This is a genomic window from Flavobacterium ginsenosidimutans, assembly GCF_037478105.1.
GTDB lineage: Bacteria > Bacteroidota > Bacteroidia > Flavobacteriales > Flavobacteriaceae > Flavobacterium > Flavobacterium ginsenosidimutans.
On sequence record NZ_CP147988.1, the window covers coordinates 4,497,807 to 4,511,178 of the forward strand.

Sequence of the window (13,372 nt, forward strand, 5' to 3'; positions counted from 1 at the left end):
AGGTGCTAAGTTTTTAAATACTTTGCGACTTAGTGCCTTTGTGGCAAAAGGAAAAAACTTAGAATCTTAGAACCTCAAAAAATAAAAACAAAAACTATCTAAAAAATGCAAATTACAAACCAAGCTGGCGATCAACACGAAGTGCCGACAGAAGGCGGAAAAGGAAATCAATACCTTTTGCCTTTTATTTTAGTTACATGCCTATTTTTTCTATGGGGAATGGCCCATAATCTTGATTCTGTATTGATTCCGCACTTGAAAAAAGCTTGCGAATTAAACAATCGCCAATCTACTCTTATCGATACTTCTGTATTCTTTGCTTATTTTATCATGGCAATTCCAGCTGGAATGCTGATTAAAAGGTTTGGTTACAAAAACAGTATTATCACAGGTTTATTAGTTTTTGCAATTGGAGCATTTTTATTTGTTCCTGCAGCTAATACTAGAACTTATGAATTATTCTTATTTGCTTTGTTTGTAATTGGTTGCGGATTAACCATTTTAGAAACCAGTGCCAATCCGTATGCTGCGATTTTAGGGCCAGCTGAATCTTCTTCAAAAAGATTGAATTTAGCTGCTTCTTTCAACGGATTAGCAGCAATGGTAGCGCCAATCGTGGGTTCATTATTTATTCTTTCTGGAACAAATCATACAAAAGAACAAATGGCAGCAATGCCTGAAGCTGAAAAAGCGGCTTATTTATTAGGAGAAGCAGCCTCTGTAAAAATGCCTTATATTGTATTGGGAAGCATTTTGGTTTTAGTAGCAATTGTATTCTATTTTGTGCAATTGCCTTCTATGAAAGCTACTCACGCTGAGGCTGAAATTAAACCAGGTTTTTTCTCCGTTTTAAAATTTAGACATTTAAGCTGGGGAGTTGCAGCGCAATTTTTCTATGTTGGTGCGCAGGTTTGCATAACAAGTTTCTTTATCAGAATTGCACAGCAAGGAGCTGGATTAGACGAAAAAACAGCTGGATATTACTTAGGAATTTATGGTTTCCTTTTTATGGCGGGACGTTTTATTGGAACTTTCTTTTTAAGGTTTGTGAAAGATTATGTTTTGCTTTCTATCTATTGCGTAATGAGCGTTTTACTTTGTCTAGTAGCAATCTATGGCTCTGGAATTGTGGTAATTTATGCACTTGGAGGAATTGGGTTCTTTATGTCAATTATGTTCCCAACTATTTTCTCTTTGGGAATTAAAGGCTTAAAATCGAATACAGAAACAGGGTCTTCTTGGTTAGTAATGTCAATTGTTGGTGGAGCGATTATTCCTTACGGAATGGGAACTCTAATCGACATGAATCATGATGATATTCAGTCAGGATATATTATTCCGTTAATCTGCTTTTTGATTATTCTTTCTTTCGGAACTTACGGACATAAAGTAAAAGCAGTTTCAGAATAGATTTTGATATATATATAAATCAAAAACGCCTCCAATTGGAGGCGTTTTCTTTTAGTCATGTTTAAGATTAATGGTGTTTTCCATTAGAGTGATCGTGGTCTTTGTTTGATGACTGTTGTTTGGAGTTATTATTTTCTTTTCCTTTATTATTCCCTTTGCTGTTTCCATTCTGGTTTCCATTGTTACCTTTTGGTTTTTCTCCTCTATTTTTTTGAGGTTTTCCTTGGTAACCTTTTGGATAACTCGCTCTGTGTTTTGCATGATATTTATAAGGAGTATCTCCTTTGTAATCATTTAAAACCACTTTATAGCCTGAATACAAATCATATTGTCTGTAATTTGCAGGAAGTTTTTTATCACGAGCCCATTTTCCGTTGCTCTCGTAGATAAATACACTTTGATTTACATCATAATACACATCAATGTCTGGCAAATAGTAATATCTGCTGTCGTCGTTACCTTGTGGTCCCCAATTTGGAGGAGTACCAATGTTAACATTGATTGAAACTTGTTGGGCATGAGCAAAAAATACACTCATAAATAGCACTGAGGCGAATACTAACTTTTTCATGTCTTTAGAATTAAATATTAATTTTAGTAGATATTAATCGAAATTAATGCCAATATTTAAGCTTATAGCATTCATTATACAGAACCGCTGAACTAATCGACGAATAGTGCCTTTTTACCGACATAGCTTTTAAAAAAAATGCCTCATTTCTGAGGCATTTTTAAGTCATGTTTTCTTTTAATAGCGACCATAATATTGGATATAAAATGATCAATGTGGAACGATTACTAACTCACATATTTACTTATCCGTTTTTGGATGAATCAAAAGTAAATACAATTTATCATTATAGAATAAAATTTAGACCAAAAGCACAATTGTAGCGACAAACGTACAATTTTAAGAAATCAAAATACTATTTCCAGCCGCCGCCTAATGCTCTATACAAATTAATAACAGCTTGTAATTTCTGCAGATTATCTGCTACTCCACTTAACTGAGCTGCTAAAAGGTTTTGTTCCGATGTTAAAACGTCTGTATAATTGGTTGCAGAGCTATATTCTAAAAGTTCTTGAGTAAAGTCTACTGCTTTTTCTAAAGCTGCAATTTGTTTTGCTCTCGAATCTTCTTTTTCAACAGCCATTTGATACGAATACAAAGCATTTGAAACTTCCTGACCCGCAACTAAAAGACTTTGCTGGAAACTATTATATGCCTGTAATTGTTGGGATTGAGCTGTTGTCAATCTCATTTTATTAAGTCCGTTATTGAATAAAGGCTGCGTTAATCCTCCTATAATCGAATAAAAAATAGAATTACTAAAGAAATCTTTCAATTCTAAATTTGAAAATCCTGTGCTTGCTGTAAGTGTCAAACTTGGATAGAAATAAGTTTTAGCCAAATTAGTCGACTCAAATGCCACTCTGAAGTTAAATTCCGCTTGGCGGACATCAGGACGATTGTTTAATAATTGAGCTGGCATACCAATTGCAATTTTCTCAGGAATAATCTGCGTTCCTAAAACACCTCTTTCAATTGGTCCAGGAGCTTGTCCTAACAAAATATTTAAAGCGTTTTCTGTCTCACGTATATTTTGTTTTAAATCTGGAATTAAAACTTCCGCCGCATGCTGATTCGCTTCACTTTGAACTACAGCCGCACCAGTTACAATTGCACCTTCTTTTAGCTCTTTAATTGTTGCCACATTTTCGATACGGCTTTTTAAAGTCTGTTCTGTAATTTCCAATTGTTTGTCATAAGCCAACAACAAGAAATAATTGTTTGCAATATCTGCGATCAATTGTGTTTGAACTGCTTGTTTTGCAGCATCAGAAGCTAAATATGTTGCCAAAGCCGCTCTTTTAGAACTGCTTAGTTTTCCCCAAACATCAATTTCCCAAGAAGTGCTTACACCTAACTTATAAGTTGTTGTTAAAGTATTGATGTTGATTCCTGAAGGAAAGTTTAATCCTGCCTGAGATTGTTTTGTATGCGTAACATTAGCATCTAATTGCAATGTTGGATAATAAGCCAATTTGCTTTGACGCAAAGAAGCTCTTGCCTGCACAATATTCTCAATTGCATTTTTCAGATTCAAATTCTGTTCTAATCCTTTTTGAATTAAAGCATTCAGTTTTTCATCTTTAAAAACAGTATTCCAAGGCATATCTGCAATTGAAGTCGAATCTGTTGAAGACTCATCACGGTACAATTGATCAGTTTTTAAAGTTGTGGGGCGTTCGTATTTATTGGTAACAGAGCACGCACTAATTAGTGCGGCTGTTATTACCAGTAAAATATATTTATTTGAACTATTCGTCATCTTTATTGTAATTAAATTTTACTCTTTGTGAGCTTCTATTAAATGAATTTCGTCTTCATCGTCATCTTCATCATCATAACCATCTTTTGCTGGTCCGCTTACTTTTTCTTGTAATGTTTGGAAAATGATAAACAATACAGGAATTACGAAAACTCCTAAGATTGTACCAATTAACATACCTCCTACGGCTCCTGTACCAATAGATTTATTACCAACAGCACCTGCGCCAGAAGCAAACATCAAAGGAACAAGTCCGAGAATAAAAGCAAATGAAGTCATCAAGATCGGACGTAAACGTGCTACTGCTCCTTCAATCGCCGCTTGTACAATAGGCAGACCTTTACGTCTTCTGTCCAAAGCAAATTCGACAATCAAAATACCGTTCTTCGCCAAAAGTCCGATAAGCATGATTAAGGAAATCTGCAAGTAGATATTACTATTCAGTTTAAAAATAATCGAGAATAAATAAGCTCCCGCCAATCCAAACGGAATTGATAATAATACTGCAAATGGCAAAATATAACTTTCGTACTGCGCACTTAACAAGAAATAAACGAATACCAAACACAATAAGAAAATGAAAATCGTTTCACTTCCCGAAGCTAATTCCTCACGAGTTAATCCAGAGAACTCGTAACCGTAACCAGCTGGAAGATTTTCTGCAGCAACTTCCTGAATTGCTTTAATAGCATCTCCAGAACTATAACCTGGTTTTGGTGCTCCAGTAATCGAAATTGACGTAAACAAGTTAAATCTCGAAATCGATTCTGGTCCAAATACTCTCGTCATTTTTACAAACTCGGTAATTGGAGCCATATTTCCTGCACTGTTTCGAACGAATATTTTATTCAATCCTTCTGTATTAGCTCTAAATTCTGGAGCTGCCTGAACCATTACACGATACTGTTTTCCGAATTTGTTGAAATTCGAAGCGTACAATCCACCATAGTAACCTTGCATTGTTGACAGAATCGTATTTACAGAAACTCCAGCATCTTTCGCTTTCGCTAAATTAATATCCATCATATACTGAGGGAATCCAGGGTTGAATGGCGTTGTTGCATATTGAATTTCTGGGCGTTCTGCTAATTTTGCCAAGAACTCATTATTTACTTTATAAAACTCAGAAGTTGTATGTCCTCCTTTATCCTGCAATTGGAATTCAAATCCACCACTTTGTCCAAAACCTTGAATAGTTGGAGGCGAAATGAAGAAAATACTTGCTTCACGAATACCGCTAGTTTTAGCAAAAAGCTGTCCAATTACATCATCCACACTCAAATCACGCTGATCCCAAGGATATAATTTCACAATTACCATACTGTAAGCACTTCCCGCTCCCGCAGTAAAATTCTGTCCAACAATACGAAGTGTATTTTTAACTCCTGGAATAGTTTTCGCAATACTATCAACTCTTTTCGCAATAATATCTGAACGCTCCATCGAAGCTGATGGCGGTAAACTAATATTCGCGAAAACAGTTCCCTGATCTTCCGAAGGAACGAAAGCAGATGGTGTAGTTTTCATCATATAAACCAATGCCACACCAGCAATTATAATTGAAGCCAATGCAATCCATTTTTTTGCAGAAAGGAAACTTACAGAACGTTTGTATCGTGCCGTAACATTATCGAATGCAACGTTAAATGAAGTGTAAAAACGCTGTAAATAGCTTTTATGTTTATGATCGTCGGCATGCGGTTTCAATAAAAGCGCACATAAAGCTGGACTCAAAGTCAAGGCGTTTACTGCCGAAAGAATAATCGCAACAGCCAGTGTAATACCAAACTGTTTATAGAAAACTCCTGTAGATCCATTAATAAAGGTTACTGGAATAAATACCGCCGCCATTACCAAAGTAATCGAAATAATCGCTCCCGAAATTTCGTCCATTGCATGAATAGTCGCTTTTTTAGCCGATTTATATCCGTGATCGAGTTTGGCGTGCACCGCCTCAACGACTACAATCGCGTCATCGACCACAATACCAATGGCGAGTACCATCGCAAAAAGCGTCAGTAAGTTAATCGTAAATCCGAATAAATTCAGGAAGAAAAACGTACCCACAATCGCAACCGGAACTGCAATTGCCGGAATTAAAGTCGATCTAAAATCTTGAAGGAAAATGAATACTACGATGAAAACCAATATAAATGCTTCAATCAAAGTATGTATTACTTTCTCGATAGAAGCATCCAGATTTTCGTTGACATCCACCATGATAGTGTATTTCATTCCCTTTGGAAAACTCTTCGCAGCTTCTTCAATCAGTTTTTTAGAATTGATAATTACATCACGAGCATTAGATCCCGGCGTCTGGCTAATTGCCATTGCAGCCGATTCTACGCCGTTTGTTTTAATAGTTGACGAATAACTTAAAGATCCTAACTCTACTTTAGCCACATCTTTAAGTCTCAACATTTGTCCGTTCCCAACAGATTTGATAATAATATTTTCAAATTCTTGAGCGCTGGTTAAACGTCCTTTATATTTAATTACGTATTGAAACGCCTGATTTCCGTTTTCACCAAATTTACCTGGTGCAGCCTCAATATTCTGTTCTGCCAAAGCTGTAGAGATATCACTTGGAATCAGTTTATATTGCTGCATTACGTCTGGTTTCAGCCAGATTCTCATAGAGTAATCTTTTGAACCAAAAACAGTTACATCACCTACTCCAACTACACGCTGAATCTGTGGTACAAGGTTAATCTTCGCATAATTTTGAAGAAACGTCTGATCGTAAGCTTTATCATCACTGTATAAAGAGAAAATCAACAAGTTACTACTCTGGCTTTTCGTAACAGTAACCCCTGCCTGAGTTACCTCAACAGGTAGTAAACTTGTTGCTCTCGAAACCCTGTTTTGAACGTTTACCGCTGCTAAATCAGGATTGGTTCCTACTTTAAAGAAAACTTTTATAGAAGCATTTCCATCATTTGTGGCTGTAGAAGTCATGTAAGTCATGTTTTCTACACCATTAATTTGTTCTTCCAACGGAATTACGATACTTTTAAGTACCACATCTGCATTGGCTCCGGTATAACTCGCTGCCACGTTTACCGTTGGCGGTGCAATATCCGGATATTGAGAAATCGGTAACTCAATTAGGCCTAAAACACCTAAAATAACGATAATAACAGATATTACCGTCGAGAGTACGGGTCTTTGTATAAATTTTTTAAACATTTTTTTTATTTTAATTCGGCGTAAACTGTTTCCTGGCTTTGAGTTTGGGCTTTAATTTCAGTTCCTTCTTTTAATGAAGCTACTCCTTCTAATACGATTTGATCTCCTGCTTGTAAACCGCTTGTTACCACGTAATAATTTCCTGCTGTATTTTCAAGCACTGTGATATTGACATTCTTTGTTTTATTGTCTTTACCTAATACTACCGCAAACATTTTATCTTGAAGTTCAAACGTTGCACTTTGAGGAACAATGATTCCGTCTTTTATGTCTTTTGGAATACGAACTGTAGTACTGCTTCCGCTTCTGATAATTCCTTTTGAATTTGGGAAACGGGCTCTTACATTTACAGTTCCTGTTTCTGTATTGATCAATCCGTTTACGGTTTCAATATTCCCTTTTTCATCATAAGCCGAACCATCAGATAATAATAATGAAACTGCTGGCATGCTTTTGATTTTTTGAGTTAATGAAGCTCCTGTACTGTTTTCTTTTGTAAAGTTTAAAAGTGCTTTTTCGTTCATAGCGAAATAAGCATAGACATTTCCAATACTAGAAACTGTTGTTAAAGGTTCAGTTGTATTAGAGCTTACTAAACTTCCTAAACGGAAAGGAATTGAACCTACAACTCCATTTACTGGACTTGTAACAGTTGTATATCCTAAATTAACTTTAGCATTTACTAAAGCTGCATTTGCTTGAGCCAAAGACGCAACCGCTGACTCATAAGTATATTGAGCAGATTCTAAATCATATTTACTAATGATTCCTTTTTCTACCAATGGTTTAACTTTATTTACAGCCAATTTTGCTGAACTTACTTCTGCTTGAGCACTTTTAATACTTGCTGCTGCTGTACGAACTTGCTGCTCATACTCTGGCGCGCTGATTTTAAATAATGGCTGTCCAGCTTTTACTACTGCTCCTTCATCAACAAAAATCTTATCGATGTAACCTTCAACTCTTGGACGGATTTCTATATTTTGCTGTCCTTGTATACTAGCTGGAAAATCGCTGTTTAATGTAGCAGATTCCGGTTGTAATACAACAGTTTTATACTCTTTGATTTGCGGTGCACCGCCGGCTTGTGCCGATTTATCATTTTTATTACCGCAAGAAGCGATAATAACTGAGGCTGCGAGAATACTTAAAAATGATTGCTTCTTCATCTTGAAAAATGTGTAATTATCTATTATATGCCAACAAAAGAACTAAAATATAACACACAAAATTTTTCAAATAGACGAAGAGCGAGAGACAATCGATAAAGGCAAGATGACAGCCGACGGAATTTTTTTAAATATTAAACAAGTGTTTAATTTTTGTCTTATCGGTTCTAAAATGCTTTTTAGAGACTCTAAATCGGGTTTGGGCGATTGCTCAAATTTTATATTCAAATAAAATGTAATATTGTCCTTAAAATCAGAAATTAAAATGACACCAAACTTTTTTAGACCTTATCTTTTTACTGGATTACACATACTGGGATGGTTCTTATTAGGGTATCTTATGTTGTTTTACATTCCTTTAACTTGGAATGTTGTGCTTCCGCAAGCATTCTGGCTTTGGCAGAGTATAATCTTATTTCTTTTAATAGTTGTTTTTTATTCAACAGCAAAAATCGTTGTTCCAAAAACCATTATTAAAGACAATACTTCTCTCTATTTAATCTGGGCATTTCTTGCCATTCTTACATTACAATTAATCGCTTATTTTTATACTTCTCAAACGGATCTGCATAATCAAATTAGTAAAGCAATTGGTTTTAAAAAATATAAAAATCCGTACTTTGACAATTACGTTTTTACACTAACATTACTGGTTTTAGGAATCAGTACGAGTTGGGCGATGTTACAGCATTGGCAGAAAGCTGCACAGCACAAACTGAAATTAGAGCAAGACAAAACTATGGCTGAATTAGCCATGCTGAAGGCACAGATAAATCCGCATTTTTTCTTTAATTCACTTAATAGCATTTATTCGCTGACTTATACTGATATAGAAGATTCTAGAAATGCGTTGCATACTTTAAGCCGTATGATGCGTTATTTGCTTTACAGCACAGAAGGCGAACGAACGACATTATTTAAAGAAGTAGAATTTTTAAAAGATTTTATCGCTTTGATGAAACTTCGTGCCAATAGTAAATTAACTATAACGACAGAGATCCCTGAAAAACTGTATGATTATCCAATTGTTCCAATGTTATTACTACCTTTAGTAGAAAATGCATTTAAACATGGCGTTCATGCAACCGATAAAAGCGAAATACACATTAAACTTTCGCAAAATGATACTGATCTTGAATTTGAAGTAGAAAATACTTTTTTCGAAAAAACATCAGTTTCTGATGAAGGCGGAATTGGTTTAACCAATACCAAACGTAGATTGCAATTGATTTATCCGAATCAGCATTCTATCACTTTTGGAGTTACCAATCACGGAACATATAAAATTAAATTGAAAATAACTTTAGAGCAATGACCTTATTAAAATGTATAGCGGTAGATGATGAACCATTGGCTTTAAAACTAGTAGAAACGTTTATACAACAAACTCCGTTTTTAGAATTAATAACAACATGCGACAATGCCGTAGACGCAATGGGCATTATTCGAGAAACAAAACCTGATCTGGTTTTCTTAGACATCAATATGCCGAATTTGAGCGGAATGGAATTGGCAAGACTTCTTCAAGATCAGCCTGGACAGTTGCCAAAAATCGTATTCACAACAGCATACAATCATTATGCAATTGAAGGTTACCGCGTTAATGCGGTCGATTATCTTTTGAAACCTTTTAGTTACGAAGAATTCCTTCGCGCTTCGAGTAAAGTTTTACAATTATCAGAAGAAGCTAATAATCACTTTAATACTATTGCGGCTGATGATGAATTTATCTTTCTAAAAGTCGAATACCAATGGGTTAGAATTTCATTAAAAGACATTACTTATATCGAAAGTCTGAAAGATTATGTAAAAGTACATCTTGAAGATTCTCAAAAAGCTTTATTATCACTGATTTCTCTAAAAGCTCTCGAAGAAAAACTTCCTTCATCAAAATTTATGCGTGTTCACCGTTCGTTTATTGTTTCGCTAGATAAAATAAGCGCAATTAGTAAAAACTCCATTTTTATTGATAAAATAGAAGTTACAATCGGCGAACAATATAAAGAAGCTTTTAAAACACTAGTCGATAAGTGGCTGAAATAAAATTAGAATTACAAAAAATCATGGAAAAAAGATCAAACAAATATTACCTGACTTTAAGTCTAAAGGAATATGCAAACGGCGAAACTCAGCCAGCAAAAGAATTAGGAATCGAATTTGACAATCACGACGAAATTTTCGCAATTATAGAACGAATCAAAGAAAAAAACATTTTTCCAGACGATTCTCAAGCAGTTCAGTTTGCTTTAGGATTAAAATTATTTAGCGAAATCAAAATAAAAAATCGCAAAAATCCGCTTTTTGATGAATTAAATGAAGTTTTTCCAATCTTCATGAAAAAATTAAAAAGTCTTTAAAAACACCTTTGAGAATAAGACTTCAAGCTTATTCTCTTTCAACTTTTGAATGTTAAATTTTGGCTAAGAAATAAATAATCTAATTCTTACTGGCAATATTTTCCAACAATATCCCGTTTTTCAATTAATGCATGTCCCACTAAATGCTTTCCTAAAAGAAGTTTAATTTCTAGTTTGAAATTCTTTTGCTTCATAAAAATAGCATAAGCATTTAGGCATCTTTAATTGAAAATATAACTGGAGAATTTCATTCAAAAGCAAAACTTTCATTTTAATGAATCTCTAAAAACAATATTCACTTTTGGATGTTTGATAATGCAGAGCTATTTTTTAACCTATAAAATGAAAGCATTATGATAATTCAAAAAAGTATTTTTCTTCTTACCGCAATTTTCGCTTTAGGAAGTTGTTCAAATAACGACAATACTGACGAAGGCACCGATCCAGGACCAACAGGACCGCCTGTCGAAACTGGTACAGCCAATACAACTTATCAGCCAGCCTTTTCTGGACAGACACGTGCAGGTAGTATTCAAACCACAACAGAATATGAAGCTAAAGTAATTACCAGCGGTTTAAGTGCCCCTTGGGGAGTTGCTTATCTTCCTGACGGACGTCTTTTAGTTACTGAAAAAGCAGGCAATATTCGAATTGTTACTCAAGCTGGAGTTATTGGTAATGCTTTAACTGGTGTGCCTACTGTTAATCCTGCAGATCAAGGTGGGTTATTAGGAATTTGCCTAGATCCTGAATTTGCAACAAACCGAATGATTTATTTCACCTTCTCTGAAATTGTAGCTGGCGGAAATATTACCGCTGTCGCGAAAGGACGAATTTCAGACAACGAAACTGCACTTGAAAATACAACTGTTATTTATCGTTCTAATACTCCTAATGCAAGCACACTACACTATGGAGGCCGCGTTTTATTTGACAAAACTGGAAATCTTTTTGTGAGCATTGGTGAAAGATCTGTTTTACAAACTCGTCCATTGGCTCAATCTGTTACAAGTAGTTTGGGTAAAATTGTTCGTATTACAACTAACGGACAAGCTGCAGCAGGAAATCCATCTTTTACACAAACTGGGGCTTTACCAGAACTTTACACTATTGGCCATAGAAATCCACAAGGCTTGGCTATTCATCCAACAACGGGCGAATTATGGCAAAGCGAACACGGTCCAAGAGGTGGTGACGAAATTAACCGAATTAAAGCTGGTGCAAATTATGGCTGGCCAACAATTACTTACGGAATCGAATATAGCGGAGAAAAAATCGGAGAAGGAATTACACAGCTAACTGGAATGGAACAGCCCGTTTATTATTGGGATCCTGTAGTTTCTCCAAGCGGTATGACTTTCTACGCTGGAAACCGTATTCCAGAATGGCAAAATAATCTATTCATTGGTTCATTAAGTGGCACACATATTGTACGCTTAGCTTTTAAAGACAATAAAGTCGCTGGAGAAGAACGATTATTGGCCGGACAAGGACAAAGATTTAGAGATATTACTCAAGGAAAAGATGAAGCATTATACGCCGTTACCGATCAAGGAAGACTTTACAAAATTGATAAAAAATAGAAAGTAAACTTGTTCACTATACATGCCAAAAACGCCCCAAATATGGGGCGTTTCTATTTTATGTTTTTTTGTTTCAGGTTTCAAGTTAAACGCAACGGAATAAAACATGAAACTTTAAACTTGAAACAAAAAAATTAAGCTTTTGCTTTTCTTTTTACTGTACAGCCAATTTCTTTAGTTTGCGTAATTGCTGGTTTTTGACCGCTTTTTAATGATGCAATTACATCTTCAGCATATTTTACTTTCTGAGGGTTATTTCCTTCTGGATCATTATCGATTGCTCCAACATATTCTACAACATTTCCTTTTGAAGTTTTAGAAACGATAAAAATGTGAGGTGTGCGTTTTGCACCATATTCATCTGTAATTTTTTGTCCTGGGTCAAATAAATATGGGAAAGGATATTTTTTATCTTTTGCTAAATCTTGCATTTTTGCAAATGTATCTGCATTAGAAGCTTCAGGATCATTTGGATTTATTGCAATTACAGGATATCCTTGTGATCTGAATTTTTTATCTAAATCGATAATTCTTTGCTCATAACCAATTGCGTATGGACAAGTATTACAAGTAAAAACGACGATATAACCTTTTGCATCTTTAAAAGTTCCAAAAGAAACTTCTTTGTTGTCAACATTTTTCAGTTTGAAATCTGGAGCTGCATCGCCCGCTTTAAGTGTTACAGCATTTTGTGCCTGAGATAGAAAAGCAGAAAATGCTAATGCTAATAATAAGATTATTTTCTTCATAATAGTTTACAGTTTTTTATATTCAGTTAATAATTGTTCATAGGTAAATTCGCTTTCAATAAATTTTCTTTTATCATTTTTAATGAAAAGCGTTGCAGGAATGCTTCCTGACCAGCTCGGATCAATTCGATCAATAAACTCTTGTGGATTGCTTTCGTTTAAAAGAAAGACTTCATTCTGTAAGTTTTTCCTTTTTACAAACGGAATTACATTCGATTCCAATTTCGATTTAAAATCTAAGCTTACTAACAAAACAGCCACTTTTTCTGATTTATGTTCTGCTCCTAATTTCTCGAAATGCGGTAATTCTTTTATGCACGGCGCGCACCAAGTTGCCCAAAAATTGACTACATAAGTGCTGTCTTTTCCGTTTTTAATTCTTTCATTAAGCTGATTTATGTTTAAAAGCTTTACGTTCTGATTGTATCCTTTTATAGAAAAAAGCAAAAACAGAAGAAAGGAAATTTTTAAAAGTTTATTTTTCATAGACCTTTTGATCTTAAAATTAATTTGTTTCCTACAAATATAAACTAATGCTTAATTAGATTTTGTTAATGAAAATCTAATGATTCTTTTGAGGCT

General features: G+C 34.8%; 11 protein-coding genes. 5 read left to right on the top strand and 6 right to left on the bottom strand.

Features of this window, described 5'->3' with window-relative positions; translation table 11 throughout:
* Positions 1–105 precede the first annotated feature (105 nt).
* Positions 106–1,410 (top strand): L-fucose:H+ symporter permease, encoded by a 1,305-nt coding sequence (gene fucP / locus V6624_RS19410; protein WP_111289683.1) that lies wholly within the window; start codon positions 106–108, stop codon positions 1,408–1,410.
* Between the two features lie 67 nt (positions 1,411–1,477).
* Here the strand turns inward: fucP and V6624_RS19415 are convergent, their stop codons facing one another.
* The 4 genes from V6624_RS19415 to V6624_RS19430 all read right to left on the bottom strand — a co-directional run bounded on the left by V6624_RS19415 (position 1,478) and on the right by V6624_RS19430 (position 8,101).
* Positions 1,478–1,981: a hypothetical protein gene (locus tag V6624_RS19415; protein WP_111289681.1), complete on the bottom strand. Its 504-nt coding sequence runs from the start codon at positions 1,979–1,981 to the stop codon at positions 1,478–1,480.
* A gap of 355 nt (positions 1,982–2,336) precedes the next feature.
* A complete protein-coding gene (locus V6624_RS19420) occupies positions 2,337–3,743 on the bottom strand; it encodes an efflux transporter outer membrane subunit (protein ID WP_111289679.1) in 1,407 nt (468 codons plus the stop codon).
* Positions 3,744–3,761: 18 nt separating this feature from the next.
* Positions 3,762–6,932 (bottom strand): efflux RND transporter permease subunit, encoded by a 3,171-nt coding sequence (locus V6624_RS19425; RefSeq protein WP_338839872.1) that lies wholly within the window; start codon positions 6,930–6,932, stop codon positions 3,762–3,764.
* 5 nt (positions 6,933–6,937) lie between these two features.
* The gene (locus V6624_RS19430; protein ID WP_338839874.1) at positions 6,938–8,101 is read right to left on the bottom strand and encodes an efflux RND transporter periplasmic adaptor subunit; all 1,164 of its coding nucleotides are present in this window, start codon (positions 8,099–8,101) and stop codon (positions 6,938–6,940) included.
* A 265-nt stretch (positions 8,102–8,366) separates the two neighbouring features.
* Here V6624_RS19430 and V6624_RS19435 point away from each other — a divergent pair, with 265 nt between their 5' ends.
* The 4 genes from V6624_RS19435 (at position 8,367) to V6624_RS19450 (ending at position 12,041) form a co-directional block, all read left to right on the top strand.
* The gene (locus V6624_RS19435; RefSeq protein WP_338839876.1) at positions 8,367–9,416 is read left to right on the top strand and encodes a sensor histidine kinase; all 1,050 of its coding nucleotides are present in this window, start codon (positions 8,367–8,369) and stop codon (positions 9,414–9,416) included.
* Positions 9,413–10,144 carry a LytTR family DNA-binding domain-containing protein gene (locus tag V6624_RS19440; RefSeq protein WP_338839877.1) on the top strand — a complete coding sequence of 244 codons (732 nt, stop codon included), beginning with the start codon at positions 9,413–9,415 and terminating at the stop codon, positions 10,142–10,144. Before V6624_RS19435 ends, V6624_RS19440 begins: the two co-directional genes overlap by 4 nt.
* Positions 10,145–10,164: 20 nt before the next feature.
* Complete coding sequence (locus V6624_RS19445) at positions 10,165–10,458, top strand: DUF3861 domain-containing protein (protein WP_111290139.1); 294 nt, start codon at positions 10,165–10,167, stop codon at positions 10,456–10,458.
* Between the two features lie 353 nt (positions 10,459–10,811).
* Positions 10,812–12,041, top strand: a complete 1,230-nt coding sequence (locus V6624_RS19450) for a PQQ-dependent sugar dehydrogenase (RefSeq protein WP_338839878.1) — start codon at positions 10,812–10,814, stop codon at positions 12,039–12,041.
* A 134-nt stretch (positions 12,042–12,175) separates the two neighbouring features.
* On the opposite strand, the gene V6624_RS19455 is transcribed toward V6624_RS19450, so the two are convergent.
* On the bottom strand, positions 12,176–12,790 hold the full coding sequence (locus V6624_RS19455) for a thioredoxin family protein (protein WP_338839879.1): 615 nt from the start codon (positions 12,788–12,790) through the stop codon (positions 12,176–12,178).
* A gap of 6 nt (positions 12,791–12,796) precedes the next feature.
* The gene (locus tag V6624_RS19460) at positions 12,797–13,276 is read right to left on the bottom strand and encodes a TlpA disulfide reductase family protein (RefSeq protein ID WP_338839880.1); all 480 of its coding nucleotides are present in this window, start codon (positions 13,274–13,276) and stop codon (positions 12,797–12,799) included.
* Between the last annotated feature and the right edge of the window lie 96 nt (positions 13,277–13,372).